General features: G+C 40.3%; 28 protein-coding genes and 1 pseudogene. 6 read left to right on the plus strand and 23 right to left on the minus strand.

All coding sequences use genetic code 11. The features are described from left to right. Positions 1-403, plus strand: a 403-nt coding sequence (locus A3712_RS06600; protein ID WP_157618713.1) for a tyrosine-type recombinase/integrase, incomplete at its 5' end; no start/stop codon positions are given. A gap of 969 nt (positions 404-1,372) precedes the next feature. Here the strand turns inward: A3712_RS06600 and A3712_RS06610 are convergent. From A3712_RS06610 to A3712_RS06625, 5 genes and pseudogenes are all read right to left on the minus strand, one after another. Next, positions 1,373-2,233 carry an Imm49 family immunity protein gene (locus A3712_RS06610; RefSeq protein WP_197465795.1) on the minus strand — a complete coding sequence of 287 codons (861 nt, stop codon included), beginning with the start codon at positions 2,231-2,233 and terminating at the stop codon, positions 1,373-1,375. Positions 2,234-3,445: 1,212 nt separating this feature from the next. Then, the gene (locus tag A3712_RS06615; protein WP_004742476.1) at positions 3,446-3,796 is read right to left on the minus strand and encodes a cupin domain-containing protein; all 351 of its coding nucleotides are present in this window, start codon (positions 3,794-3,796) and stop codon (positions 3,446-3,448) included. A gap of 118 nt (positions 3,797-3,914) precedes the next feature. Further along, the gene (locus A3712_RS06620; protein ID WP_017105996.1) at positions 3,915-4,301 is read right to left on the minus strand and encodes a VOC family protein; all 387 of its coding nucleotides are present in this window, start codon (positions 4,299-4,301) and stop codon (positions 3,915-3,917) included. Between the two features lie 154 nt (positions 4,302-4,455). After that, positions 4,456-4,656: pseudogene (locus A3712_RS26575) on the minus strand (putative quinol monooxygenase); the annotation flags it as partial. An 85-nt stretch (positions 4,657-4,741) separates the two neighbouring features. Continuing rightward, the gene (locus tag A3712_RS06625; protein ID WP_063522790.1) at positions 4,742-5,128 is read right to left on the minus strand and encodes a tautomerase family protein; all 387 of its coding nucleotides are present in this window, start codon (positions 5,126-5,128) and stop codon (positions 4,742-4,744) included. A gap of 263 nt (positions 5,129-5,391) precedes the next feature. Between A3712_RS06625 and A3712_RS26580 the strand changes: the two genes are divergently transcribed. Continuing rightward, the gene (locus tag A3712_RS26580) at positions 5,392-5,643 is read left to right on the plus strand and encodes an ogr/Delta-like zinc finger family protein (protein ID WP_082856188.1); all 252 of its coding nucleotides are present in this window, start codon (positions 5,392-5,394) and stop codon (positions 5,641-5,643) included. A gap of 9 nt (positions 5,644-5,652) precedes the next feature. On the opposite strand, the gene A3712_RS06630 is transcribed toward A3712_RS26580, so the two are convergent. The 9 genes from A3712_RS06630 to A3712_RS06670 form a co-directional block, all read right to left on the minus strand. Next, positions 5,653-6,144 (minus strand): hypothetical protein, encoded by a 492-nt coding sequence (locus A3712_RS06630; RefSeq protein ID WP_063522791.1) that lies wholly within the window; start codon positions 6,142-6,144, stop codon positions 5,653-5,655. A 167-nt stretch (positions 6,145-6,311) separates the two neighbouring features. Continuing rightward, positions 6,312-6,518 (minus strand): hypothetical protein, encoded by a 207-nt coding sequence (locus A3712_RS06635; protein ID WP_004742469.1) that lies wholly within the window; start codon positions 6,516-6,518, stop codon positions 6,312-6,314. Between the two features lie 93 nt (positions 6,519-6,611). Then, positions 6,612-8,666 carry a rolling circle replication-associated protein gene (locus A3712_RS06640; protein WP_231891772.1) on the minus strand — a complete coding sequence of 685 codons (2,055 nt, stop codon included), beginning with the start codon at positions 8,664-8,666 and terminating at the stop codon, positions 6,612-6,614. A 42-nt stretch (positions 8,667-8,708) separates the two neighbouring features. Next, positions 8,709-8,894 carry a hypothetical protein gene (locus A3712_RS06645; protein ID WP_004742467.1) on the minus strand — a complete coding sequence of 62 codons (186 nt, stop codon included), beginning with the start codon at positions 8,892-8,894 and terminating at the stop codon, positions 8,709-8,711. After that, the gene (locus A3712_RS06650; protein ID WP_063522793.1) at positions 8,891-9,118 is read right to left on the minus strand and encodes a hypothetical protein; all 228 of its coding nucleotides are present in this window, start codon (positions 9,116-9,118) and stop codon (positions 8,891-8,893) included. The genes A3712_RS06645 and A3712_RS06650 overlap by 4 nt, the downstream gene beginning before the upstream one ends. Then, positions 9,118-9,405, minus strand: coding sequence for a hypothetical protein (locus A3712_RS06655; protein WP_063522794.1), 288 nt, complete (start codon positions 9,403-9,405; stop codon positions 9,118-9,120). Before A3712_RS06655 ends, A3712_RS06650 begins: the two co-directional genes overlap by 1 nt. Before the next feature lie 20 nt (positions 9,406-9,425). Continuing rightward, a complete protein-coding gene (locus tag A3712_RS06660; RefSeq protein ID WP_231891773.1) occupies positions 9,426-9,563 on the minus strand; it encodes a hypothetical protein in 138 nt (45 codons plus the stop codon). Between the two features lie 97 nt (positions 9,564-9,660). Then, the gene (locus A3712_RS06665; RefSeq protein ID WP_063522796.1) at positions 9,661-10,200 is read right to left on the minus strand and encodes a phage regulatory CII family protein; all 540 of its coding nucleotides are present in this window, start codon (positions 10,198-10,200) and stop codon (positions 9,661-9,663) included. Positions 10,201-10,314: 114 nt separating this feature from the next. Continuing rightward, entirely contained in the window at positions 10,315-10,527 is a 213-nt protein-coding gene (locus A3712_RS06670; protein WP_063522797.1) for a hypothetical protein, read from the minus strand. Positions 10,528-10,618: 91 nt separating this feature from the next. Here A3712_RS06670 and A3712_RS06675 point away from each other — a divergent pair, with 91 nt between their 5' ends. Next, complete coding sequence (locus A3712_RS06675) at positions 10,619-11,245, plus strand: helix-turn-helix domain-containing protein (protein ID WP_063522798.1); 627 nt, start codon at positions 10,619-10,621, stop codon at positions 11,243-11,245. Positions 11,246-11,613: 368 nt separating this feature from the next. On the opposite strand, the gene A3712_RS06680 is transcribed toward A3712_RS06675, so the two are convergent. The 5 genes from A3712_RS06680 to A3712_RS06700 all read right to left on the minus strand — a co-directional run bounded on the left by A3712_RS06680 (position 11,614) and on the right by A3712_RS06700 (position 17,800). Next, positions 11,614-12,720 (minus strand): reverse transcriptase family protein, encoded by a 1,107-nt coding sequence (locus tag A3712_RS06680; protein ID WP_063522799.1) that lies wholly within the window; start codon positions 12,718-12,720, stop codon positions 11,614-11,616. A 171-nt stretch (positions 12,721-12,891) separates the two neighbouring features. Next, positions 12,892-15,009, minus strand: a complete 2,118-nt coding sequence (locus A3712_RS06685) for a retron Eco8 family effector endonuclease (protein WP_063522800.1) — start codon at positions 15,007-15,009, stop codon at positions 12,892-12,894. A gap of 234 nt (positions 15,010-15,243) precedes the next feature. Then, on the minus strand, positions 15,244-15,807 hold the full coding sequence (locus tag A3712_RS06690) for a hypothetical protein (protein WP_157618714.1): 564 nt from the start codon (positions 15,805-15,807) through the stop codon (positions 15,244-15,246). A gap of 147 nt (positions 15,808-15,954) precedes the next feature. Beyond that, positions 15,955-17,154 (minus strand): serine/threonine-protein kinase, encoded by a 1,200-nt coding sequence (locus A3712_RS06695; RefSeq protein ID WP_231891774.1) that lies wholly within the window; start codon positions 17,152-17,154, stop codon positions 15,955-15,957. A 259-nt stretch (positions 17,155-17,413) separates the two neighbouring features. Then, on the minus strand, positions 17,414-17,800 hold the full coding sequence (locus tag A3712_RS06700) for a hypothetical protein (protein ID WP_063522803.1): 387 nt from the start codon (positions 17,798-17,800) through the stop codon (positions 17,414-17,416). 131 nt (positions 17,801-17,931) lie between these two features. On the opposite strand from A3712_RS06700, the gene A3712_RS06705 reads away from it, so the two are divergent. Further along, complete coding sequence (locus A3712_RS06705; protein ID WP_063522804.1) at positions 17,932-18,969, plus strand: phage integrase; 1,038 nt, start codon at positions 17,932-17,934, stop codon at positions 18,967-18,969. A 111-nt stretch (positions 18,970-19,080) separates the two neighbouring features. Here the strand turns inward: A3712_RS06705 and tdh are convergent, their stop codons facing one another. Both tdh and A3712_RS06715 read right to left on the minus strand, forming a co-directional pair. Next, on the minus strand, positions 19,081-20,112 hold the full coding sequence (gene tdh, locus A3712_RS06710) for an L-threonine 3-dehydrogenase (RefSeq protein ID WP_004742453.1): 1,032 nt from the start codon (positions 20,110-20,112) through the stop codon (positions 19,081-19,083). Positions 20,113-20,192: 80 nt separating this feature from the next. After that, positions 20,193-21,386, minus strand: a complete 1,194-nt coding sequence (locus tag A3712_RS06715) for a glycine C-acetyltransferase (protein WP_063522805.1) — start codon at positions 21,384-21,386, stop codon at positions 20,193-20,195. 530 nt (positions 21,387-21,916) lie between these two features. Between A3712_RS06715 and A3712_RS28170 the strand changes: the two genes are divergently transcribed. Both A3712_RS28170 and A3712_RS28175 read left to right on the plus strand, forming a co-directional pair. Next, positions 21,917-22,147 (plus strand): hypothetical protein, encoded by a 231-nt coding sequence (locus A3712_RS28170; protein WP_063522806.1) that lies wholly within the window; start codon positions 21,917-21,919, stop codon positions 22,145-22,147. Positions 22,148-22,153: 6 nt separating this feature from the next. Then, positions 22,154-22,339: a hypothetical protein gene (locus A3712_RS28175; protein ID WP_231891775.1), complete on the plus strand. Its 186-nt coding sequence runs from the start codon at positions 22,154-22,156 to the stop codon at positions 22,337-22,339. 180 nt (positions 22,340-22,519) lie between these two features. On the opposite strand, the gene A3712_RS06725 is transcribed toward A3712_RS28175, so the two are convergent. After that, on the minus strand, positions 22,520-22,948 hold the full coding sequence (locus A3712_RS06725; RefSeq protein ID WP_063522807.1) for a CesT family type III secretion system chaperone: 429 nt from the start codon (positions 22,946-22,948) through the stop codon (positions 22,520-22,522). Continuing rightward, positions 22,948-23,931 carry a YopT-type cysteine protease domain-containing protein gene (locus A3712_RS06730; protein WP_063522808.1) on the minus strand — a complete coding sequence of 328 codons (984 nt, stop codon included), beginning with the start codon at positions 23,929-23,931 and terminating at the stop codon, positions 22,948-22,950. Before A3712_RS06730 ends, A3712_RS06725 begins: the two co-directional genes overlap by 1 nt. Positions 23,932-23,952 lie beyond the last annotated feature (21 nt).

A 23,952-nucleotide genomic window follows, 5' to 3' on the forward strand; every position in this document is an offset into this window, starting at 1 on the left:
CATCGGTCCCTCGCTTCCACACGCCCTTGGTAAAAAGTACCCGAACGCTTTTAAACAAATTGCTTGGATGTTTATCTTTCCTTCTTTAAGCATCTGTCGGCACCCACTGACTAATAAGCTTTGTCGGCATCATTTACACGATTCTGCACCAAGAAAGGCTCTCAAACGAGCGGTGCAACAGGCTAAAATCTTTAATAAACGAATAACATGCCATACCTTCCGTCATAGCTTCGCTACCGAACTGCTGCGCTCGGGGCAAGATATTCGTACAGTCCAAGAGCTATTAGGACATTCAGATGTAGCGACGACACAAATATATACCCATGTTATTGGCGAATATTTTGCGGGTACTGTAAGCCCACTAAATAAAATCTTTATTGAAAACTATAAGGAAAACCAATGATCCTTGCCATGAACCAAACATAAGAAAAATTAGGGCTTATTTGGAACAGATACTTGAGTGGAGTAAACAATCTTAATTGCTTTGGGGCACAAAAGAGCTAACATTGTCTCTGGACTAAGCTGTTTAGGAGGAAAACTACAAACGTCTTAACAAGTCGTAAACGTCATACTTCCATACCAGCACAGTAACAACCCTAAATTTACATTGAACAAAAGATTACATTGGCCACATTTATTACTTGATTAGGAGTGCGAAACTAATGCTAATGAAAATGCTGAGGTTACTAAAGCAATCTATTGTTCTATTTTGGGTTATGTTGATACTAAGTTTTGTAGTTGACCATTCAGGTATTCACAACGAAATGGCATTTACAATTTTAGGCGTATCTATTTTCAGTTCAGCTGTCACAGCTTGGTTTCTACCGCTCATAATCATAATAGTTAACAAAGAAGTTCAGAGTAAAGGAATGATACTATTCCTCTCATTAGGCCTCCCAGTATTCGGTGGAGTAATTAGTTATATGATTTTAACTAAACAAATAAGAATGATGACAACGTAAAGTCAAGTTTTGAGGCGATACTAAACAAACGTGCCACTTTTCATACTTAATAAACGATTTAGTTATACGGAAAAGTAAGTGTAGTGGGCGACTAAAACAGCCAATATTTGACATTAGATTTTGTTGGGGAAACGCGTGTCCCTTAAGTTTGAACATGTTTTTCTAAATCATATTGGGGCACTTTTGAGCTAGAAAGCGCCACGGGTAAAAACTCAACCTAAGACGCTTTTGGACAAAAGCTTGTTAGCGACCTATTTAAATTACAAATTAATTGATAAGTGAGAATGTGGAAAATTCGCTTAGTTTTATACCACTACTAACGGTAGTAGAACCGCTCAATAACGCTAGGGAACTGTGACAATCAGTGTAATGATCGGCAACAACGCCACCGATCATTTTTACTTCACTGTTTACGAGTTTGAGAATACATAATTAGGTAAATATCCTGACTCAACATCAAGGGTCAATCCATACTTTTCTTTGGCGTATTTAGCCGCTGTGAGCAACGGCAGTGACACATACCCCGTTTCCCTTTGGCTAAAATCTTTATCATGCGTCCACCACTCTTGATGCATTTCCAAAGCACGGTGCATAGCATCACGATATGCCTCTTGATTTTGTTGGTGTACCGCTTGCATCACATCATAGAAACCAAGCGTGATGGTAATACTGTGGAAAATCATCCAGCGCTCTCTGCCAGCGCAATCGCCTTCATCAATTAACTGCGTCAGTCGCTCAATGGCAGCAGTAATATCTTGGCTGGGTTGCAAACCCAATAAGTGCAAAATAATTTCGCAATGCAGCGAACCAAAAATTTCCCCACAATTTACTTGCCCACGCCCTAATTGGGCCATTAGGGCATTTAGATCACCATATCGCCCGGTTATGATTGTTATAAATACCCAATCTAGCCAATCAGTAACAGGTACTGACTGGGCTTTACCACGTGTGGGCACAGAAAAGTCGACTCCCTGATAGGTAAACGCCACAATGCCCCCTTCCGGTTCTGAAAGCACGCGCTGCCATCGCATTAGGTACTGCTGAGCCGTTCTCAAATGTTCAGCCACCGCTTGTTCCGAAACCGAGGGCGCATGATGGCCAATAAAAAATAATTTTTTTTGCTTTTCATATCCCGATTCAAATCCAAACCAATTGTGTCCTTCATCATCCATGGCTTTTTGGTTCATTTGCCAAAATCTGGATAACGTTACGTCATACAGCCGCTGCTTTCCTGCTAAATTACTCACGTGTGTCTTTACTGCCTTTATCATGGCTACGCCCCCAACTCAAATTTCACGTTATTTGACGTTTTAATGGTACCATCTTTGTTAAAGATGAGCTCCGCCTAAGGTTGTTGAAAATCTGACAACTGTCTAAGATTTAATTAATATTTATCAATACCTTATACCTAGTGGCTCATTTCATATACGACATTATGCCGCTATAAAACCTACTTCTATCTCAAAGCACTGCTCACTACGCAAGACGCAAGTTTGAGACAAAAATATGGAGTCAAATAAAGAGTAACTAGTCAGGTCGAAATTCAGCCTGTGAAGGTCTTTGACATACTCAATGCTAACTATTTATGCGATAACACTTGAGTCGTTCGGATACGCCCATAAACCTATTCGATTAAATTTTTCACGATTTTGTTGCGCAAACTCGGAATGGGGCACAAATGAGTTTGACCTTTTGTTTTTACTCATACCCTTATTGTACTCGATAACTCCTCGAAGATTTGCCGCCCGTAATTTCAACTTGAGCGTTCTGCGTAATCTCAATACAGTCAGTGGTACATGACTTCTTAGAGAACGGTGATACTGCCCTGCTTAAGCTGAGTAACGTAAACACAGTGACATTTTTTGCAATTTTGTTTTTCGTTGCAATTCACGTTCAGCCCTTATCCAACAAGGGCTGAGGCGATACGAAACTGATCATCAAAAAAACACAAATGATCATCAAAAACCTGACCTAAAACACAGGAATTCATATATTTCAATCACTTAACAAAAACCAACAGATCAATACTGATCGTCAAAATTTCAATTTATTGCAATTTTTTGCACTCTTCGCAATTTTATTAGGCGTCCTGTAAGCCATTCTCAGCCCTTCAACTATCCCCCATCCCCCGTTACTCCTGAAGGGCTCGCGGCTTGCTAGCTCCCTATTACGGTCGCAGAATTTCGCTGAAATAGAATTGCGAAAAAATGAGTTCGAAAACGCTGCAGGCGGGTAGGAGGAGTGCGTTTTCCGTGGATTGGGCATGCTTTCGGTGGGGCTTTGAGACAGGCGTAAAAAAGCCACCGGATGCGGTGGCTGTTGGAAGTAGTTGCAGTTCAAGCTTAATACTAGTGTTTCCGTATCCCTTCCTAGCCCGAAGAACATAACGCCAAGCTAACGTCACCGAAACCATGACATACACTTTTACGAAGCAAAAGTGCCACGTGTTCAGGGGCACTGTTGAGAGCCTTGTTATATGTACATTAATCCAAGCTAAACTGAATAATTAACAGCTCAATGTCTGAATCTGAATCGTTTATTAAACCGTGCTCGCCATAAGGCTTATTTTTTATCATATCGCCTTTTTTAATCTTTACCTCTTGGTTATCAATAGTCATTGTTCCAGAGCCTTCGAGAATGATATACATCTCTTCGTTGTTGCCATGTTTATGGTAACCAACCGTAGAATTTGGCGGGATAATTTGTCTGTCGATAAAATCGCAGCTGCTAGCGAAGTCTGACTTACTCCAAATTTCATATAACTCGACAGAGCCAATCCCATCATGGGCAGAGTTCTGAATTTGTTTTTCCGTTTCTAAATAATTACGAATCATCTGTAATTCTCTCTGTGCATATAACGCCCAGTTAAACTGTGAGTGAACGTGTGCCAAAATGGAGCGAAGCGAAATCGGCACGCGTTTGCGAATCAGACTTGAACGATTTGTTATAAATCTAGTAACGCTGAATTAACTCAATTTCTTCACCATCTGGACCACTATAAAACACAACTTTACTAATGTCTTTTTGACTATTCTTGCAACGTACAGTGAAAGGTCCACGTAATATACTTTGATTTTTATTACTCATATGAGAAATTGCGGAGTCAAGACATTCTACAGACAATGCGAAATGAGCAATACATCCTCTACCTTTAGAGTTGTACTGCTCAAACGGAAAAAGCTCTATATACGAGTATTCGCTTACTCTTAACTTAACATTCCCATTGTTACTGCCAAGTGTTCCATCTACTTTGAAGCCAAATATATTTTCATAAAAATTGGTTGATTCTTCAATTGAAATACAACTGATTGCAATGTGACAAAGCTCGTTAATTTTCAAAAAAAATGCCTCACTGAATTAGATTTATAACGCGCGTTAAGTAGTGAGCAACGCCACCACAAAACCTAATCAGACCACCGTAAACACTGAACCCAACGATGGAATGAAAAATGCCATGCGTTGGAAATCTGTCTTAAACACTTTGTTATACGTTCTATTCCACAATACTGTACGTCCGCTTTACATTACCTGTTACGCGCCCCCAATCTGAGGTTTTAACTCTTGCTTGATGACTTTCAAACGCTGCTTTATCTGTAAACTCTTCATACACAGTAATCCGAGTTGAAAGCTCACTACTTTGAGTTACTTCAAAGATTAAGCAACCCGCTTCATTACGAGTCAGTTCAATATGCTTATCAAGTGCTGTTGTGACAACTTCTAACTAATTTTCTGGGATATCAATGTAGCCCGATAAAATCACTTTACCCATTATTAAGCCCCTAAATATTTACGTTGTAAGTTAAATCTTGAACATCATCACCAGTCATACCACGAAAACCCCAACAATGAGGTGCTTGCTCTTTGAGGATAATTTCAATATCGATTGGTGAGATACCAAGACTAGACTCAATATTTGTAAATAGAGCCTTAATCAGTGCTTTCTTGGTTTCGACTTTACGCCCTGCCATCATGTTAATTTCAATAACCGTGTAGGCATCTGTTCTACCCTCTGGGTAGTAAAAGTCTGATTTATCCAGTGGAACGATCCGATGAGCGCGCTTGCCCTCAGGAAGTTCAAGAACTTGAGTCATAGATGCCTGAATTACATCTGATAATTGAGCTTTGATCGGGTTCAAACACTCTTTGATTCCATATATTACTACCACCGTGCCTCCTCTGAACGTATAACAGCTTTATTAGACAGAATTTACATTGATATGCTACATATTCAATAACTCATCTGTCACATATGATTCATCACTTCACAAAATACAGAATTTTTCTGCATAGTTTGCCAACTGTGGCTCATCTAGGTAAGCACGTCCCCTAGAAAAAACAAAAAGACATCCCAAAAGCCCTGAGGACTGTATAAATCATCAGCATAATTTAGTACCATGGGCTTATCATTTCGATAGGTTCATGGTGTTATATGAGAGTAGTTTGCCCCGAGTGTGGCGAGAAAGCCCGCATACAAAAATCAAACCGTATTTCAGCGAGTTATAGCGATTTATATTGTAGTTGTAGTGACCCTGAGTGTGGCCATACCTTTGTGATGAACCTTTCCTTCAGCCATACTCTTAGCCCTTCAGCTAAGACGACTTCTCAGTTGGCTTTTGAAATGGTTAAAGCCTTGGCACCCGATCAGCGCCAAGAGCTAAAACAACAACTTTTGATACCTTAGTTGGGTTTTCTACTTTGGAACCGCAGTGAAAGGAACCTCATCGTCAATTCCCAAACGCCCATCCTTAAATGTACCGCTGATTTCAGTATCAGAAATGTAATCAATCAATATTGTTTGCTGCACATAATTCCCACTGAACGTACCATCTTTAAAATATAAATTAGATCCACGTCCATTTACTTCTCCTGAAATTATGTACGTATTCTCACTAAAACTCATCGTTATACCTGGACGATCTTTAACAGCCCATTGATACGAACTACGAAGAATATCACGACTTGATTCGGTGATATAATGGCCTAAGGCTGCATACTTAAGTTCACCGTTAGACGTTAGATATACAATTTCTTGTTTTCCATTACCGTCTAGATCTGCAAGTTCAAAAGACTGTACATCCTCATTGGGCAATAGAGTTCTTGGGTTTGAAAATGAAAGATTTTTAGCAAATACCGACGCTGATAACAACGACGCCATTGATAAAATTAAGAAGCTTTTTTTCATACTGAATTCCTTTTTTAAACACTAGATTGTGCGGCCAGCACACGATTATCGGCACAATCTAAATCTAAAAAAAACAATAATCAATAACATTAAGTTATTGATATTATTGAAAATAATAAGAATGCTAACTTTAATCCCATAGAAATATATTTAACTAGAAATCCAAATCACGTTCGGATCTCATCAGCCATCTCGATTAGCTGCTTAATAGCGGCTAATTTTTCTGGCTTCAACTCTCCTTTTTGATCCGCAACCAATAGACTCATCAAATAAATACCCATATCAGCCCTGCTTTCACCTTCAGTGCTGAGCGCTACAGCATCAATAATGAACCCCATTGCTTGTAAGAATATGTCCTGATTTTTTAATGACATAGCTCTACTCCAAATCAAATTACTGTATAAATATACAGAAATACTGTACGTATTCATACAGTATTGTTATGAAGCGAGATTCATCCCTCAGTTTTACTCACACAACAATGCCTCAAAATGTGACTCTAAATACTGTGCTTGAGTATCCATCCAATAACTCTTTTCGTCGTCATCCACATCCAAAATAAGAGGGCTATCTTCAAATACTGCCTTCCAATAGGCTCGCCGTTCCTGGTGATGAACAAAGCTACTTTCGTAATATGTATCAGCCTCTTGTTTGAGATCAGCTAAATCCAAATCTCTACACTCCATAGACCAACCACGAGCACCAGCTGCCCAATACAGAAACTCATCAACCTTGGTACGTGACTCGTCACCTTCAAACGTCACTGAAAACCGGTTACCACTAGAGGCATGCACTCCACGTTCGCGAATTTCTTGGTTTACCTTTTCTGCCTGTTTTTCTAAACGAATAATTCGGCTCTGCATTTTGTCTGTGAGAGATTTCGGTTTGCCTTGTTTCATGGCTATCGCCTTGGCTTTAATCGTTTGGTCTTTAGCTACCTTCAGCTTTGATATTCTCCGCTTTAACGGTTTTTTCCACTGGTCTAGCTTATGGCCTAGTTCTTTAATGACTGCCGTCATGTTGTCCGCTTCAAACGATGCCAAGCACTGCCACTTTGGCGCTCGTGTACATTTAGATATGCTGTAACGATTTCCCTTTATCAGCCCTTGTGCTGAATCCCCTCCTTTAGCGGCATAGCCCACAGCCTTAATGATGTAAGAGCCGGCAGCCTTTGGCTTTTTGATTCTCTCGAGTGTTGCAAATCCGTGTCCCCAAATTTTTTCTAGACGTTTTGCCCAGGCACTAAAGAACCTAGGTTCAACATTCCACTTTAAAAGAACATGTACGTGGGGGTTGGGTTCACCATCCTCATTTGCAGGACACTCAGCGACCCAAATGTAATGAAAGTCGAGCGGTTTATCTGTTGGGCCAACGTCACTAGGCTTTCCAATATATGCCGGCACTTTTTCAGCTTTTAAATCACAATATTTCTGGCCGCTATCTGTATCAACTTGGACTGTATGATCAGCAACCCAACCTCTTTGATACATTTTCTTCATCGCATCAAGAATCCGAGACACCTCTTTGCCCATTGTGGTTTCAATAGTTTTCTCTAAGGTAAACTCAGCTTTCGGCTTGTCTTCCAAGCGGCAGTAATCACCTGCTATCTCACCACCTCCATTCATCAACTTAGTCCGAGGTCTATTGGCAAATGGGACCGTTGAATAAGGCCCACCGATATCCATGACCGGCAACGCCACTCGTTTCTCAGCCGGGCTACTCGCATAAGTCACCATGTTTCTTCGATAGCGGATAGGATGACGCGCACCAAGATGCCCGAGAGCAGATTCATCGGCCATACCACCAAAAATCGCCAATCGCTGAGCTTTGGTAAACGTCAGAGTGAGGAACGTAGTGAATCCATCATTGCAAATTGCTGAATACGCAGCACTTTCAAAAATCTGGGTAACAGCTCGCTTGGTTAATTTGTCTGTGTATCTATCACCACTGTTTGCTACAGGTGCTTTGCTCGCCGGTGTTTGTGTTATGTGCTGAATTCGATACTGGTTAAAGCATTCACGTTGCTGCAGTTGTACCGATGTGGGAAGGATTTTGGGTTCACAGCGGTTTTCCCTCCCCTTTTCACGCAGCACAGCAGGCTGATTTCGCTCTGTAGAGCCATAGAGCGAGTCGTGGTTGAAATACGACTCTGGGCTTTGTAACACTTCTGATGGATTCACTACCTTGTCCAGAAGCCTCAGAGTGCGACGATTTCGCTCAATTCGATGCCTGTATTTTTCTGTCTGACTTTTGCGCCCTTTGACAGGCCTAGTGTTTTCGGCGATTCTCGCCGCCGCTTCGCGGTCGTGTTCCGTGCGATGGTTAAGCGCTTTAAAGAGATCGGTCGATTTCTGAAGCTCCACTTCTCGCTTCGATCTCTGGTTAAAAACGCGATCGTAAATTGGGATTTTCTTCACCAAACCGGAATCTAGAAGCGCTTGCTCTTGGTCGGTGTAAATTTTGGATACTAAAAAACCAGCGTTAAAGCTGGCATCGTTTCTGCGAATTTTATCGAGGGGCATTACAGCCCCTACGCTATAGAGAAGTTCATTCAATTCCATGCATTAACACTCATCCATGAAGTCTTCTGGTTTGCGGGTGATCTTCAGTTGAATTTGAATCGACTCATTTCCCGAAAGCAAAGTACCTAACAACACCTCATTATCGGGATGATTACCTTCCAGCATTTCCACTAATAAAGTTTCGATGTATCCCGGAGCCTCAGCGGCCACTTTTAACGCTTCGCTCATATCGCCTCCAACTCCTGGTTTGTCACCACCATGAACCCACTTTTACCCTCACCTTTTGAGATCACGCCTTTGTGCAGGTGGGTACATTCAAGCGTTAAGCAAGCTTGATTAACCGCATCGTCCATAGAGTCAAATTCCCAAACTTGAACGTTCGCGACCTGTTGAGTCTCTTCGTGGCGAACAATGCCACCACTTGGGCAAAGAAACACGGCTGAATATTCCATTAGGCCGCCTCCCCTTTTTGATCTTTGAACTCTGCGATGCGCTCAATTAACGTATCTTCCACTTCTAATAGCTCTTTAAGTGCAGACTCACTATCCAGTAGCACGATTAAATGAAGCTCTTTGGTGCGATTCCCTTCAAAGTGAAAGACCCCGAAGTACTTATGTTTAGTAGAAAACTCAATGCGGAAATCAATCACATCACTGTTCTCAAAAACCAAGTTGTAAATAGAATTGACGGTGTATTGAATAGCGCGTTTGTTCGCGACTTCTTGTGTCTGAGTAATCATGCTTAATCCTTAGCTTATGGTTATGACCAGTTACGTTTGATGCTTCTTGCTCTGCGGTTAATCGCCGTTTTTAACGTTGGGCTCTCCGCTTCTTCGTAGTCAGTTCGCAACTTGGAAAGAACACCGTCTCGTACTTGAGCTTTGACTTGCTTGAGCATTGCTAAGCCTTTGGTTTTCTGCTCTTGGCTTAGGCTGTATGCAGGTAAATCCGGGCAAGGTCTATGAATTGGGTTAGTCTATTCCATTCGGGCTCTCCTAAGTCAGTCCGGGAATAGCCGAACCATTGGCGACTAAATCCACACTCATGGCTAAGAATGGGGAAACGCCTTTTGTGCGGCTTTCGATATCGTTGATAAGAAGCACAAGGTTGCTAATACCCGCCTGTGCCTTTTGGATAATAATGTGTTTGTTGGTGCGGCTTAGGCGATCGTTCCCAGCATGTTCTAAAGCCATGCGAGATAAGTCACCCGAGTGCACCGCGTTTTCTAATGCGCGTTTAATGAAAGTCTCTTCACTCGCATCATTAGGGATTTGTGCTGTCACTACGCCGAGGCCAAGCAAAAGGCTATTTAGAATGGTGAAGTTGCCACTGGCCTTAGTGATGAGCACAAGCTCGACATTGGTAAGGATGTGCGGTTGCTCTGGGTTAAGCTTGTTACGAAGCATGGTCGCATTCATGCCCACGGCTTTCGCTAACTTGGTCATGTTCTCCGAGTTCGCAAATGCACAGCACGCTTCATTAAATGCCTTTTGTTTAAAGCCACGGAATTCGCACATTGAGTCAATTTCGTTCATAACCAATACTCAATTGAAGACAAACGGGATGAAAACGAAAACCCAACCAAGAATATTGAGCCACAACGGGCAATACTCTTTGGTTGGCATTAGGGAGGAAAAACGCATAGCGGCCTACCCTAACTTTTCCATCGTTTCACGAGTCGCCATTTCAACTAGGGCGATCATATTGATAAGCGGGGTTTCCTTACCTTTTGCTTTGGTTTTAATAGGTAAGCGACCGTCAGCAACCCAATCCATGATGGTACGTTTAGGCATACCAGAGAACTGAGAGTATTGGTCGTACGTCATGAAAGGCGTATTTAGGACTACTTGATATGAGAGCATAGTGCTATCCTTTTATGTTATTGAATGTTTTATACGGGAATGATTAGTTGCACCTCATCATTCACCCAACAAGGCGAATATTAGATCGATTATGAGTGATTATCAAGACTTGGATCGCCCAATTGAGTATTTAAAAGGGCGTGAAGTAACCGAAAAATTGAAAGAGATCACTAATTCACGTGATTTCCTGTCACTTGCAGAGGTTCTTGGCGTACCGAAATCAACGATTTCCACATGGCACCAACGTAAATTAACACCTTATGAGATAATTATTAGGACTCACTTGAGAACTGGAGCATCTGTTTCTTATATGGCTACTGGTGTAGGTGAGGCTTTCCCTGACAAAAACACGCAAAAGCATGTTTCCAAGAGGAATGAAGCGAAGACACTGTTTGACATCGATCACTTCGCCTTAGTGAACGGAAAGCTTATAGGGAATGAAACGTTAGCGTTTGATAAAAGCTACTTAGACAAACTTGGAGTTCTGAATGTAATGGGCATCGAGCATGATGGGACAACATTCATTGTCGATAAAGAAGTTCGCCAAGCAGTAAGCGGTACTTACTTAGTAGATATGGACGGCCTACTCTCACTTAACGAGATTCAGCGCCTTCCAGGTAAAAAACTAGCGATTAGCTTTAACGGATCGACATTAACCGTTGAGGAAGATGATGTGAGAGTTGTGGGGCGTGTCGCATTAATAATGGAGAAGTGCTAACGGCTGAGCTCATTCTTTGAGCTCATTCGCAGTCAACCTAGTTAACGGTATCGCTAACATCTAAATGGGTTATTATCACCCTGTCCTATCGGGGAAGGACGTTAACACCTTTGCTTGCAAACTAAAAAAGGCTGCCATTTGGCAGCCTTTTTCTTTGGATTAAGCTTCAGGAAAGAGCTTTGCCGCTTGATTGTCATGGATACAAAAGCAAAGTGGCCGGGATATAGTAAATCTTGTGACAAATGAGATGCCCCAGACAAGTACACAATATTATGTACAATTTTTTCCTAAGCTAGTTGAGCTACAATATTCGTTCTAAAAGACTTCTAAATATCTCAGCTATGTAACCAAGGTATAATTCCTAATCTTTATTTGATATTAGACTCAAAAACTTCAACTAAACCTTTAACCTTTTGCATACATTTAGCATTAACACAACCATATTTATCATTATAGCTCATGAGTGATAACAAGTATGAACGATAACCTTTAATTTTATTTTGCAATTGATCATCCGCATACTTAGAATAGAATTCATAGTTTTTTCCATATTTTCTAATGAATTTACTAGGGTTAAGATTAAACACCTTATCCATTATATATATTGGATCTTTTTCCTTTTTAAGCAATACAGAGAGTTTTTTTAACGGTTTAAGTTTTTTATCCGACAATCTGATATTTCCCACTGGCTTTTCTATATATTCATGAAAGAAGCCTTTATTTATTTTTGTGTTCTGTACAACATATCCATTTAAAGATATAGTATTCTCAGCTGCTTTTCTTTTTTTTCTATTCAACTTGAGAGAAAGTGTGGATACAAAAATAGAAATATCTCTTTCAAATTGTTCAGAATGTAAATACTTACTACTTTCACAAGAGAAAAGCATATCATCAGCATAACGAGTATAGACAATACCCTTCTCTTCACACATTTTCTGAATAAGAATATCTATTCGTCTGAAAATTATATTTGATATTACAGGAGAAGAAGAGAAACCTATAGGCAAAATGTCTTTTCCACGAAAGTCTTCTTCAATATAGGTGTCGCTAACCCTATGGGTAACAGACATATATGCAATATCTAGAGCTGAATATTTAGCCCCATTTTTTTCATTATTAAAATATTGAGAAAGTAATTTTTTTACTTCAATCGAAGGGATTGAATGGAAAAATTCTTTTATATCTAGCCTAAGGAAATAATACCCATGGACGTGAGGTCTTAGAAAATCATAATAAGATTTACATTGAACAAAACCACAAGCAGACGAATTAATGGGAATTTTATCTAGAACAATCTTAGTTATTCTATTATTTATACTTTTATGTTCAGACCCCCTAGATATCTCGAAAAACCTATCTCCACCAACCTTAAATTCACTAACAGAAGGAGAGAAATCGCTTAAAAGAGCTTTATTTCCATTAAGTATTGCTTTCTTAAAGAAATCATCACTGATCTTTTTTTTATTTTTAATCATAGAGCTTCAACCCGATACAAAAGAACACAATTACACCGTAGGTGTGTATTTAGCGCACAATAATCACAGTGACTAAATTAGCAATCATTAGGACTATGCTCGAAGCTAGAGGAAGTTGGACTTTTTCAAGCAAGGAGCGGGAGAGGCAAGCTCTCAGATATATGTCGAAACTCATATCTCCCCTCTACTATCGGGTTGAAGCATACGAATAATATCATAGAATTCAGGGAAGTAAACTCTAAATGTCGTTCCAAATGGTTGATTTCTATTTAAAGATTCTTTTTCAACGAACTCAACAGCATGATTTAAGAAACATGTCGTCCACCCATCGGTTTTTTCAAGATATTTATTGCGTACAGTACTCTCTTCCAGTAGTTTCATTAGCATTTTTGCATGCCTAGAAGTATACCTCAGCTTACCGCTTACCTTTTTATTTTTATCTAAGGTTTGTTTATAGGCTTCAATATTAAAATGATTATAGTCAGTCAACGCCATTGATTTACCATTAAAAATAATTCTAATGTAATCAATGAGCATACTCTCTGTAACATACTTGCTCCGTTCTATACGCTGCAATATAGCATCGAAATTAGAGTTATACTTTTTATCTAACCATTCATATACAATTTCTGAGCTATCTTCCTGAATTAAACAGCCCTCTAAAGTAGTTCTATTTATATAAATATTTTTATCAAGTAATCTACTCTTAACCGCTGTAAATATTGAATCGAAGTCAGATTCGTCAATAAATCGTTGAGACGTAGTATTCACTATGACTTCCTTATTTATAACTTCAAGTAATTTCTCTACATTTTCTCTCTTTTTTTTGAACTTCTTACTGAACCCAAACTTATACTTATTCAACTCTGACTTTAAAGTATCCGCTTTAAAATTGAAATAGTCGCCATTTTTCCCTAGCTTTATACACAGACTCTTAGGTTCGCCTTTAACTGAAATTGCCTTGTCTGCATCAAATAAAAACAAATATGGAATAGAAGAATTTGAATAAGAAGGGTTAATTCTTTCACCAATTACATTACTACTACATTTATAAATATCTACATGTCTCAAATGTGGAAAGTGCTCGGTCATTTTCATATTTCCAAAAGCTTCTAATTCACTTTCCCCCTCAACAAATAAAATAAAATCGCTGAAGAACAATCTTGCTTCATTATCACTAAAAATATTTATAAAACTTTCATTATCATAGGTAGAGTTCAGTTTGCTAATCTTAGTTTTACCATCTAGCTTCTTCTGAAAGCAATAAACACGCTGTCTATTTCTGAATTTTTTAATTATCTCTTTTACTATATTCGGCGAGTGAGTTGTCAAGAATACTTTTGGTCTAGTTACTCGATCATCTTTGTTTTCATTATATTTATAACTAACATATACATCTTGAATTAAAACCTCATTCATTTTCGGATGTAAACCTAGCTCTGGTTCATCAATAAAAACAAATGGTGTTATATATTCTCTTCTTGATATTGTGATTAGTATCTTTAGAAAGGTTTTTATAAAATGAAATGAGTTGGTTCCATCTGAATGAAATTTTAGATCATTCTCATCTATTTCAAATCGGTAACCTTTTAATCCAGCTTTTATATAACTCAATACCTTTTCTTTCTGAGAACTTGGCTTTGTAGAAATAGTTTTGTTTAAATCCAAAACATAATTCTTATACGAGTTATCACCATTAGAATTAATTGACTCATCAAAAAAATCGATTACAGATTGATCATCAATTTTCGATAAATTGAAAGATTTAATTCTTGATATAAGGTCCCATAAACTATCCCACTCATGTAAATCCATGTGTCTAGGTTCAATATGAAAAAATGGAAAAAGGTAAAGGATAAGGTTTAAAGTTTGTTTATCTTTGGTTGACCACTTAACTTTACCATCGTTGTAAATATTAAGTGTTAGAGTATAAGTAGTGAAGTCATCATCATAGCGCACTAATGAGAATATACTTCTTTTGTGTGCCGGCACAAGTTTACGAATGATAAAATCAAAATACTTATTTTTAGGTTGGCTTCTGGCCATCCTAAAAATCCTCGTCATATCGAAAGTTAATGATATAGTGCCTTTATACGAATAATTTGAGTTTAACTTGGGAGGTAGTTCTTCTTTACCTTCTAGTTTGTTATAAAAGAATTTGAGGACTTTAAGTAAATTTGATTTCCCGACGTTATTACGACCGACAATGCAATTCAAGTCGTTTAAGTTATCTACGTTTAGCTCATCGAATGATAGCAAGTTTGTAACTTTTATAGCCTGTACTGTCATATAAATCTCTTTTTAAACAATCATATCAAACACTTAAATGAGTTACCACACAAAGCTTTGTTTACTTTGCTAAATCTGACTAAAATCATCCAGAAAGTGTGTTGGACAGTTTTACTAGAGTTAGTATTCAACAAAAAAAATCACTTATTGTGCTTTCATATTTAAGGTTTACTTAGGGAACTTATTGTAATTTAATCAATCCATATTAGTGTGCAGGCTAGTATCTTCTCTGAATTACAATTTATTTTTAGCTATAGATAAAGTATGTATTTCTTTACTTTCATCTTTCGTTTGCTCAATTAAATCATTCCTCCACTCTGAGGCTAAGTTAGAGAGTGTTTTGTAGGCATATTCAGATTCAATCAATGTTTTCACATGATTAATCAAAAATTCGCAATCCATTGAAAATGCCGTTAAAACACGTGTAGTGTAATTATCCGGCCATATATAGGTCCACTCATCTCGATGCTTGAAATAATTTGCAGCACTATTAATAAGTTCTATTAATGAATAACCCTGAACTTTTATACGATGACTCCTGTATGCTTTGTCTTTGGTAATCTTATTGAGACCTAAACTAGTTCGGATTTCATTTATATCTCGTAAGCTTCCAAGACAATATGCTTGGGCTGAAACTAATAAAGAACCATAAAGGACTTCACTGTATTCACTCACCCACAGTCCATCAAACCAAGGTTCAGTCCGATTTCTATCAAGCAGCTTGTCGATACCAATTTGGATCGTTTCTTCAACATCGACTAATGGGCCAAGACCATAGTCAAGCTCTAAAATATTCATACAACTCATGAAGGTCATCTTTTTCTTAATAGTTAGGCTTCTTGCTCAATGATTAGCTGCTCATCAATAAGCACCAGATTGCCTTCCAAAGGTTTGAAGATAGTTGTTAAGCAGTCAAACTTAACAAAACTAGATCTCTAGTAATCGCTAAAATGGGATATCATCATCAAAATCGGTAATAGCTTTTGTCTGTTGTGGCCGGCGCCAAAGAGTTTGTTGCGGCGGAGGCATGTCCGTTGTCAAACACTTAGTACAGCCTTGTGACGTACTCTTATCCATATCTTGTTTCTTCAGATATGAACCACAACTATCACACTCTGGTATTTTGAAAAGCTCATTACCACATCCTCCACAGAAACGGGTATCTGCAATAGGATGTCCACATGTACACAGATAGACGAGTTTATTTCCACAGGAAGTGCAATGTATATCGATGCTGTCTGCAATAAAATTTGCACCTTTGTAGTACCCATTTGGAGACCAAGTTGCATCTGGACACTTCAAATTATCGCACAATGCCTTACTGGGAGAACTCACGGCAAAATGTCCTGCAATAGAAAAGCTTTTTAATTCTCTCAGCATAGATTCAACATTTTGGTAACGCTCGTTAGCATCATGTTCAGCTGCTTTACAGATTAGCTTGCGTAATGCGTAAGGGATCGATAAGTCTGGTTTTTCCAACCCTTTCAACGAAGCTGTACCAGTAAGCAGCTTACATAGTGTCAAGCCCAGTGAATATATATCAGTTCTGCAATCGACATTTTTCATATCTTCATTCTGTTCTGGAGATATATATTCTGCTGAGCCGAGGCGGTCCCCTGTTCTAGTCGCACGTGTAAATTTGGTGTTTCCCGAAGGTGCAAAACCTATAGAAAAGTCAATGAGATAAGAATGACCTGCTGAAGACAACATAATGTTAGAAGGTTTTATATCTCGATGGATTATACCTTTTGAATGAACCAATAAAAGGGCATCTAGAACCTGTGTTGCAATGTTGATAACTTGCCGCTGATCAAGTACTCCATTATTTTGAACATAGTCCTCTAGGTTAGTACCATCAATGTATTCCATTACAATGTATGGAATAGGATTTTGTTGATCTACAACTTCTCCGTGCGTTATTACATAAGGTATCGCTGGATGTTGAACTTCGGCAAGAATGAATGCTTCTCTCTGAAATTTCTTCTTAAGATCAGAGTTATTGCGATTGAATACGCTATCAAAAAACTTTATTGCAACAAACCTTTCTAAAGAAGTCTGCTTGGCTTTCTTTGTTGTTCCAGATAGACCACTTCCAATTTTATCAAGTAAATCAAAGCCTTGGCGCTTTAAATGGCTAGAATACACGTCCAATGTTTACCTCAATGCTCGTAGGCTATTAATGTTGTTTAGTTCAATCTTTAATAATTTGAGCCTATATTGCTGTCATTCTTAATGAATCTCAAGGCATATCAGATTCGTGTGTCAAAATTGAGGTAATCTCAAGGCTAAATAATCAAGAATTGTCAGTTCAGCTTCACCGCATGTAGAATATTTGGAGTTAACTCCCTCAATCAACGCGTTTTTGTGAATTAAGAAAGTTTGATATGGTGGCTTAATTGAGTATCTAGTACTTATAAAGAGCATGTACATTTCTCTTCTCACCCTGCTCAAAACCTTTAATACGATGATGCTTCGGTTGCCCGCCAAACAGTAAAATGTACAACTTCCGATCTTGATACGTCCCTACTACATAATGGTCTCTCTGTATCACGTACTCGATTACTTCAGCGTCTGCGTCAGTACACAGGTATCTGATATCAATCAGCTTCACTATCCGTAAACCTACAACGTTCTCTGCTTCAATGAACCCGCCAAAGGGTGCCCGAAACACATTCCCCATTTTTAAAAGTGCGGATACTTCGCCCGTATTTTTTTTGCTTAAGTCTAATGGGCCAGCGCTATTCATCTTGATAGCACTGTAGCCTACGCTCACATGAATGGATTGAAACATAGTAAAACCTGATTAAATTTCAATGTGTTGATATATACATCGAGCTTGTGCTTGTTGTGCGACATAAAACATTGTTCTACGTTTAAGCTCGACTTACACTGTTTTTATATACAGTTATTTTAGGCTTAATTATGTCAGTACGCAATTTGAAAGATGGTTCAACCAAACCTTGGATCTGCGAATGTTACCCAAATGGGCGAGCAGGAAAGCGTGTTCGTAAGAAGTTTGCTACTAAAGGCGAAGCTAAAGCCTTTGAGCTTCACACGATGAAGGAGATTGACGATAAGCCATGGATGGGTATTAAACCGGATAACCGAAGAATGAGTGAGCTTTTGGAAAATTGGTGGACCATCCATGGCCATACTCTAAAGTCAGGCAAGCAAGCCAAAGATCTCATATCCAAAACAATTGAAGAGTTAGGTAACCCAATTGCCTGCCAGTTTAAAGAACGAGACTACTTAGCGTATCGAGCAGCTCGTGTCCCCTATAGGGGCAAGAATAAATCCATCGAGATATCCCCAACCACACACAACCTTGAACTGATTTATCTAAAGGGCATGTTCAAGAAGCTGATTAAGTACAATCAGTGGAAATATCCCAACCCGCTTGAAGCAATCGAGCCGATCAAAACCAGTGAGAAGCACCTTGCCTATCTAACCAAGCCACAAATCGACGAGTTCTTTGATGAACTGCAGAACTGCAAGCGAGTTATCAAGGTATCAATCCCGCAAATCATTGTCATCGCGAAAATTTGTTTGGCCACTGGTGCACGAATCAGTGAGGCACTCACTCTAACTCGAGCTCAAATAACCGAGTTCAAATTGACTTACACAGAGACAAAAGGGAAAAGGAACCGCAGTGTGCCTATCTCACCATATTTGTATCAAGAGATATTAGATATAGCGGTGAGCGACCATGACATATTTAACACCAGTTACAAAGATGCTTGGCGTTACATAAAAAGAGCCTTGCCTGAGCACGTTCCGAATGGGCAAGCGACCCATGTTCTACGGCATACTTTTGCTTCGTATTTTATGATGAATAAAGGGGATATCTTAGTGCTGCAGCGTATTCTTGGTCATACAAAAATCGAGCAGACAATGGCGTATTCTCATTTTGCCCCAGAGCATTTGATGCAGGCTGTTCACCTCAATCCTCTAGATAATTAGTGGCGACAAAGTGGCGGCAGCCACTGTAAAAGAGCGTTATTTAGCGGTTTTAGACGTAAAAAAGGCGACAATTTACATTGTCGCCTTTTGCAAATCAGAGCCTAATTTAGACTATTCCCAATCAAGGATTACCTTGCCTGAAAGCCCGCTACGCATAGCGTCAAAGCCTTTTTGGAAGTCATCAACCTTAAAGTGGTGAGTGATAATTGGTGTTAGATCTAGGCCTGATTGAATCAAAGAAGCCATCTTGTACCAAGTTTCGAACATCTCACGACCGTAGATACCTTTGATAACCAAGCCTTTAAAGATTACTTGGTTCCAGTCTACTGCCATATCTGATGGTGGAATACCTAGTAGAGAGATCTTACCGCCGTGGTTCATGTTCGTTAGCATGCTGTTGAACGCAGATGGTACACCAGACATTTCAAGACCTACATCGAAGCCCTCAGTCATGCCTAAATCAGCCATCACATCTTCTAACTTCTCCTCCATCACGTTTACTGCACGCGTTACGCCCATTTTCTTCGCAAGGTCTAGACGGTATTCGTTTACGTCAGTAATTACAACGTGACGAGCACCAACGTGCTTAGCAACTGCTGCAGCCATGATACCGATTGGACCAGCGCCTGTGATTAGCACATCTTCGCCTACTAGGTCGAAAGAAAGCGCTGTGTGTACTGCGTTACCAAACGGGTCGAAGATAGATGCTAGATCATCAGAGATCTCCGCAGGGATCTTAAATGCATTGAACGCTGGAATCACAAGGTATTCAGAGAACGCACCAGTGCGGTTTACACCAACACCTGTTGTGTTGCGACAAAGGTGTGTACGGCCGCCACGACAGTTACGACAGTGACCACATGTGATATGACCTTCGCCAGACACACGGTCTCCGATTTCAAAACCACGAACTTCTTGGCCAATGCCAACAACTTCACCCACGTATTCGTGACCTACAACCATAGGTACTGGAATTGTGTTTTGTGACCACTCATCCCAGTTGTAGATGTGTACGTCTGTACCACAGATTGCGGTTTTCTTAATACGGATAAGAAGATCATTATGACCCATTTCAGGTTTTTCAACCTCGGTCATCCAAATGCCTTCTTCAGGCTTAAGCTTAGAAAGTGCTTTAATTTTCATAATGTTACCTAGTTCATCTCGCCTAACTGTAAAGCGAGAATCGAAAACTTTTTATCTATATTCTGAGTTAAGCTTCAGAATTAGATGATTCCCATCTCTTTACCCACTTCGATGAATGCATCGATAGCACGGTCTAGTTGCTCACGAGAGTGTGCAGCAGACATTTGAGTACGGATACGCGCTTGGCCTTTTGGTACTACAGGGAAAGAGAAACCTACAACGTAGATGCCTTTCTCTAAAGCACGCTCAGCGAAGTCTGCCGCTACTTTTGCATCACCTAGCATGATTGGAATGATTGCGTGGTCAGCCCCACCCATAGTAAAGCCAGCTTCTTCCATACGAGTACGGAAGTGAGCAGAGTTTTCCCACAGTGTTGTGCGCAGGTCACCAGATTCTGCTAAAAGATCTAGAACGCGGATAGACGCTGATACGATTGCTGGTGCAACTGAGTTAGAGAATAGGTATGGACGAGAACGTTGACGTAGCCAGTCGATCACTTCTTTCTTACCAGACGTGTAACCACCTGAAGCACCGCCCATTGCTTTACCTAGCGTGCCTGTAATGATGTCGATACGGTCAACAACGTTGTGGAACTCGTGAGTACCAGCGCCGTTTTCGCCCATGAAGCCCACAGCGTGAGAATCATCAACCATCACTAGAGCGCCGTACTTATCTGCTAGGTCACAGATAGCAGGAAGATTTGCTACTACGCCGTCCATAGAGAATACGCCGTCAGTCACGATTAGCGTGTGGCGAGCACCCGCTTCTTTAGCTGCGATAAGTTGTTGCTCTAGCTCTTCCATGTTGTTGTTCGCGTAACGGAAGCGCATTGCTTTACATAGGCGAACACCATCAATGATTGAAGCATGGTTTAGAGCATCAGAGATGATTGCGTCTTCTTTGCCAAGGATAGTTTCGAAAAGACCTGCGTTCGCATCGAAACAAGATGTGTAAAGAATCGTGTCTTCTTTACCAAGAAATGTAGATAGTTTGTCTTCTAGCTCTTTGTGGATGTCTTGAGTACCACAGATGAAACGTACAGACGCCATACCAAAACCGTGTTGATCCATACCCGCTTTACCAGCTTCGATAAGTTCAGGATGATTGGCTAAGCCTAAGTAGTTGTTTGCACAGAAGTTAAGTACTTCTTCGCCTGTTGAAATTTTAACAGCCGCTTGCTGTTGAGAAGTGATTACACGCTCAGACTTGTAAAGACCTTCTTCTTTAACTTCTTCGATTTGATTTTGAATCTGTTGATAAAATGCAGAAGACATTCTCATTCCTTCCTAGTTATTATTCAGCAGCATCGCGCGCCGCATTATGTAGGGATATAAACGATACTAAAACGAACATTTACACTGTAAAACTAATCTCTATATTCTAGTTGAACTCCCCCTTTTCGATTATCCCTCCAGTTGGAAAAACATTAATGAATCTGAGGCATGAATAATAGTTCATCCCAGTGACGCAGTGCACATTAACGCCCCTCTATTGTTCTTTTTAACGCCATATCCATCGAAAATTCGACCAGATTTCGCTTTCATATCAACTCTCAATTTTTAATCTCAAAAAGATTTAGTGGTGAATTACTGTTTCTCTCAGAATATGCGGACGTTACACCGATGCCCAAGATAAGATGAGAAACAAGCCCATGACACTATCCGATCACATCATTCAAGAAGCCTTCGAAAACGACTAGCACACCTGCTTTTATCAACCAAAAGTGGAATCGAGTGCCGAAAAGTGACAGGTGTACAAGCACTGTTTCGTCTGAATATTCTCGAAGAAGGAACCTTTTCACCGGGTGTGTTCATTGATCGTACTTTTGCATTGGGTTACGAAGAAGAGAGCTTCTGAGCAATCTTTAACTGAAGTCAAGTCGCTTCCAGCACACTTGAACTTGGCCGTTAATATCAACAAGAAAGCACTAGCGAACTCAGTTACTGCTCAATGGGGTGGAGAGCTCTGCGAACTGGTTAAACGCTATAAAGTGCTTGGTATTCAGATCTCTATCAATGATTTCGGTATGGGCTAATCTGACATGAAGAAGGTGATGAACCTTGATGTCGATGAAGTGAAATTTGATAAGTCGATTGTAAATAGCGAAGACAGCGCTCGCTCTACGCTAACCCAGCAAACTTTGGCTTACTGCAAAGCGTCTGGAATTGAAACCGCAGCAGAAGAAGTTGAAGATATAGATACACTCAGAATCTCCACCCCGCGTTAGCTGATGAACAGATAACGCCAAAACTACAGTTGTTGATAGTAGAAGAGCTTGAATAAGTGGGCAGTAAAACAGCGAAAGGAAAAGTGGACCAGCTACTGGCTAAAAGCCGCGCTTAAACCACAAAAAGTAACGCCCAATCATGTGGGCGTTACTTAGCCCTATATATTTAGAGCATAGGGTTTACACCGAGATCATATGAGGTCGGATATTGGTTGGCTCTGCGCTTGCTGGCGTTGGCTCTACTCCAGAAATCGCCGCCTGCTTTTCGATAAGATCTTGAATAAAGCACTCTGTCCACGCCTCTAACGCCGTGACATTCAGCATCGCCATCGGTTGTTGAGACCATAAAACGGCGCTATTTTCTTGGTGCGACACAACGTGCGCAGGCCAGTATTCACCAAAGATATTGCTCTTCGCCAACTGCTCCGATATCGAGTTTGCTTCACCAAGTTCTGCATACAGTACCATCCACTCTTCATTCTGATGCGTGAAATGAAGTTGATACTTTTGGTCAATCAGTAGGCTGTAGATACCATCTTGCGCGGTTGGGTTCTCTAGACCGTTCTTTTCGAAAAAGTGTTTAACTAAGTGATCGAATGTGGTTGTCATTAGTGGTTAACCTCCAAGTTGACGATGCTGAATTCTCCCGATAAACCGAATTTCGGTAAGTCGTAGCCTGATTTGTGCCAGAAATCCTGCACAAACCAACTGGTAAAATCTTCCTTGCTTGGGAAAGAAAACTCACCAAAGTTCGGGTCAAAGAAGGTCACTTTCTCCCCATCTACCGCGGCGGCAACGGCATGTGCATTACTTGGACCTTCAAGGCCGATCTTCTTCAATAGCGATGTTTTAGGGCCGTTATCAACGATCTTCGCCGCCAGCTCTGCTGCACCATTTCGGCCACGGCCTGTTTGTCCATACACACGTGATAATGCACCAAGTTCTCGGTAAGGTGATTCGATGTTGTTGCTTCTTAACCAACCTTCAGTGATCGCTTCTTGGTCATAACCCACCATGCCATCGGTTTGCAGTTGCGAGACAGACTGCATCGTCTCTTTGTTCAGCTTACCTTTGTCGCTTGCCGTTCCTGATTGAAATAGTTGTTCGCCAAGGTTAGAGCCTTCTGCTCGTGCCTTCATCCAGTGAGCGCTCAGTGCTTCACAACATCCTCCAGAGGTGTCTGTGTCTTTTAGGATGGCGTTTTTGATGCTGCCCGTTACCTGAGAGACTTGCATGGTCACTTCGCCGTTGTGTTTTGCTGCCGAGTTACGCAATGAAGAGGTTTTAGTGCTAACCAGAGCATGCAAAATACGGTCGCCCAGTGTTTGTACCACTGTTTTGAAGTTTTGTAGCTTTGAGCGAGGCTCTGCGCTTTGTTCTGGTGTCGTACTTTGCAGAGAGAACGAGCTGATTGGTGCTGGGTTTGCAGTAGCACCGCTGCTCATCTGTTGCAGCATCAAGTTGCGAATGGCATCTGGCGTCATTTGCGTGCTTGCACTCAAACCACCAAGTTGACCTTGGTTTTGTGGTTGGCTGACTGGTGCAGAGATGATTGGTCCACTGATAGAGGAAATATTAGTAATACCTTGCATAACTACCTGCTTTCTGTGTTT

Source organism: Vibrio sp. HI00D65, assembly GCF_001635455.1.
In the GTDB taxonomy this organism is placed as follows: Bacteria; Pseudomonadota; Gammaproteobacteria; order Enterobacterales; family Vibrionaceae; genus Vibrio.